1 protein-coding gene and 1 pseudogene are annotated in these 3,061 nt (G+C 37.7%); both read left to right on the top strand.

Annotated elements, in window-relative coordinates; translation table 11 throughout:
* The coding region (locus AC1DG9_RS25630; RefSeq protein ID WP_477635521.1) for a SusC/RagA family TonB-linked outer membrane protein at positions 1-2,755 on the top strand (2,755 nt) is incomplete at its 5' end.
* Between the two features lie 38 nt (positions 2,756-2,793).
* A pseudogene (locus AC1DG9_RS25625) lies at positions 2,794-3,061 on the top strand (RagB/SusD family nutrient uptake outer membrane protein); the annotation flags it as partial.

Here is a 3,061-nt window from a genome sequence, read left to right as displayed (position 1 = left end):
GACTACAATAAAGCCTGCGGATTTAAAAATACCCTCAAGTAATTTAACTGCTGCTCTTGCAGGAAAACTGGCAGGTGTAATTGCCTATCAAAGAAGCGGTGAGCCGGGCGCTGATAATGCRGATTTTTTTGTTAGGGGAGTTACCACTTTTGGTTATAAAGTGTCTCCTTTGATTTTAGTTGACGGTATTGAGTCAACGTCCACTGATTTAGCGCGACTTCAGGTAGACGATATTGCTAGTTTTTCCATCATGAAAGATGCTACATCAACTGCGTTATATGGCGCTAGAGGTGCAAACGGAGTGATTTTGATTACAACTAAAGAAGGTAAGGAGGGTAAAGTGAATTTATCTTTCAGAGCGGAGAATTCTTTATCACAATCAACCAGGGACGTAGAGTTTGCAGACCCTGTGACCTATATGACTTTAGCTAATGAAGCCAATTTAACCAGAAATCCCTTGGGAGGATATCTTTATCAGCAGAGCAAAATAGACAATACCATAAGAGGAACAGATCCGGTTGCTTACCCAACTACTGACTGGCAAAAGATGTTACTGAAAGATTACACCATGAACCAAAGGTATAATCTGAATGTTAATGGTGGCGGCAAAGTAGCAAGATATTTTGTTGCGGGGGCATTGTCGCAGGATCATGGTATCATGAAAGTTGATCCTATGAATAACTTTAATAGCAATGCCAATTTAAAAACATATTCATTAAGAAGTAACGTAAATATTAATCTAACCAAAACTACAGAGTTAATTACACGTATATCAGGTGTTTTTGATGATTACAGAGGGCCTATAAATAGTGGGACAGCAATATATAACGAAATCGTTAATGCTAACCCAGTTCTATTTCCAGCCCGATATGCTCCTACAGAAGATACCAGATTTGTGAGACACATTATGTTTGGTAACTATGGAGATGGACAGTTTAATAACCCTTATGCAAGTTTGCAAAAAGGTTATAAAGACTACTCTCAGTCAACAATGTCAGCTCAGCTTCAATTGTCGCAGGATTTCTCTTTTATAACAGAAGGACTAAGTGCCAGAGCTATGGTTAATACTCAGCGTTATGCTTTCTTTGATGTTAGCAGATTTTATAATCCATACTATTACTCACTTAGTAACTATGACAGGGTAAACAAAACTTATTCACTTAGAGGGCTTAATGAACTTCAATCAACAATTTCCGGAGTTCCTGCAGGTACCGAATATTTGGGATATGATGAAGGAGAGAAAAAAGTTTCTACCAGTTTTTATAGTGAAGCAGCGCTAAACTATAAACGTACTTTCAATCAGGTACATAGCCTCAGTGGTATGTTAATAGGTATTGCCAAAAGTAGCTTAACAGGAGGTGCCGGAGATTTACAAAGCTCTCTTCCTTTCAGGAATATGGGTTTGTCGGGTAGATTTACTTATGTCTATAATGATCGCTATGCTACTGAATTTAATTTTGGCTACAATGGTTCTGAACGTTTTCATAGCTCTCATCGTTTTGGATTTTTCCCTTCAGCAGGTGTAGCCTATACCGTGTCAAATGAGGATTTCTGGAAGCCACTCAAAGAGGTTATGCCGACATTGAAATTAAGGGCAACCTATGGCTTAGTTGGGAATGACCAGATAGGAAGTCCGGAGGACAGGTTCTTTTATTTGTCAAATGTCAATATGAACAGTACTTCAAATGGCGCTGTTTTTGGAACATTAACTGATAATTTTCTTAGTGGAGTTGATATTACCAGATATGCAAATAATGACATTACCTGGGAGACCGCTAAAAAATTCAATTTCGGAATTGAATCCAACCTTTTCAATAAATTAGGCATTCAGGTAGATATCTATAAAGAAAGAAGAACAAACATCTTAATGGATAGGACTTCTATTCCTAGCACAATGGGATTGTCTGCAAATGTAAGGGCTAATGTTGGCGAAGCGTCATCGCATGGTGTAGATGTTTCTATGGATTATTCTCAAAATATTGGTTCAGATATATGGATCAAAGGAATGGCCAATTTTACTTATGCGACAAGCAAATTTGAGGTATATGAAGAACCTGAATATGCCGAGAAAAACAAATCGCATGTTGGTTATTCTTTATCACAAAACTGGGGATACATTGCTGAGCGCCTGTTTGTTGATGATAATGACGTTGCGTATTCCCCAAAACAAAACTTCGGAATTTATGGTGCAGGTGATATTAAATATAGAGATGTAAATCATGATGGACAAATTACCTCGTTAGATCAGGTGCCAATAGGGTTCCCGACATCTCCCGAGATTGTGTATGGCTTTGGTCTTTCTGCAGGTTACAAACGATTTGACCTATCTTGTTTCTTCCAGGGGTTGGGACGTGAGTCTTTTTGGATCGATGGCATAAAAACTTCTCCTTTTGTAAATAATCAGGGGGCATTGTTAAAGGCTTATGCTGATAATCACTGGAGTGAAGAAAATAGAAATATTTATGCCCTTTGGCCAAGATTGAGTACAACGGTCAATGTTAATAACACCCAGACAAGCACCTGGTTAATGCAAAATGGCGCATTTCTTCGTTTAAAATCGCTTGAACTTGGTTACACATTGCCAAATAGGATCACCCAAAAAGCTCATATGTCGAATGTAAGGTTCTATTTAAATGGAACAAACCTTTTTCTATGGAGCAATTTTAAATTATGGGATGTTGAAATGGGTGGCAACGGTCTAGGCTATCCTGTTCAAAGAGTGATGAATCTTGGCGTGCTCATCTCAATTAATTAAAACAATGTCCACTTTCCTTAAAATTAAACTGTAATTGTATGAAATTTTATAAAATTATAATACTCGGATTGATGGTAATTTCGCTCTCTTCGTGTAAAAAATATCTGAATGTCGTTCCAGATAATATAGCCACCATCGACAATGCTTTTACGCTACGTAATCAGGCTGAAAAGTATTTATTTACTTGTTATTCATTTTTGCCAAGGCTTGGTGATATCGAAAATCCAACATTTATGGGTTCCGGAGAAATGGTTACTCCTAATCCGGGAATATCGCCAATGGATGGCTATCAGAATATTATTGATC

The organism is Pedobacter sp. 05L430 (assembly GCF_056397585.1).
This window is presented reverse-complemented; position numbering and strand designations above follow the sequence as displayed.